At 42.4% G+C, this 618-nt stretch carries 1 protein-coding gene; it reads right to left on the bottom strand.

The features are described from left to right. A partial coding sequence (locus tag A3756_RS20430) for an EAL and HDOD domain-containing protein (protein ID WP_156490643.1) occupies positions 1-618 on the bottom strand: 618 nt, incomplete at both ends.

Genomic DNA, 618 nt, shown 5'->3' with positions numbered 1-618 from the left:
AGTGCAGCGCTTCGGGCTTGTCGTCCAACTTGCTTAATGCCAGCAAGCTGGCCCAGCTCTTAATTTTATCTATGCCCAGTAAGGTGACTGCCTTGTGAATAGAGTCGATGGTGTTGCTTCGTTTAAAGGCGGCAGAGTTAATTAGCTTGAGAAGCTTGAAGCTTAGTGCCGGGTCTCGGGAAATAATGGAGGTTAAGCCATCCATATCAATCTCGGGTGCTTGAATTTCAGAAATTAGGTTAATTATTGCCATTTTTCCTGCAGCGATTTTCTTACCTTTAATTATCTCGGGCTTGGATAAAAAATAGCCTTGGAAGAGGTCGCAGCCAAGTTCGTGGCAGCGCTTAAATTGCTCAGGTGTTTCGATCTTTTCCGCCAGAAGAGTTACGTCATGCTGCTTAAGGTTTTTAATAGTTGCCTGTAATTCATCATCGTCCATTTCAGGTAGTTCTAGTTTAATAATGTCTACCAGTGGCAATATGCGTTGATAACGTTCATCCATAATAAAGTCATCAAGTGCTAGCGTGAAACCGCGTTGTTTAAGCTTTTTTAGGCTGGAAACAACCTTGTCTGTAATTTCGATATTTTCCAGTACTTCTATTACCACCGTATCAGGGT

It is taken from the genome of Oleiphilus sp. HI0086 (genome assembly GCF_001635225.1).
Note: the sequence above shows the minus strand (reverse complement) of the source record. Positions and strands in the feature narration are given on the sequence as shown.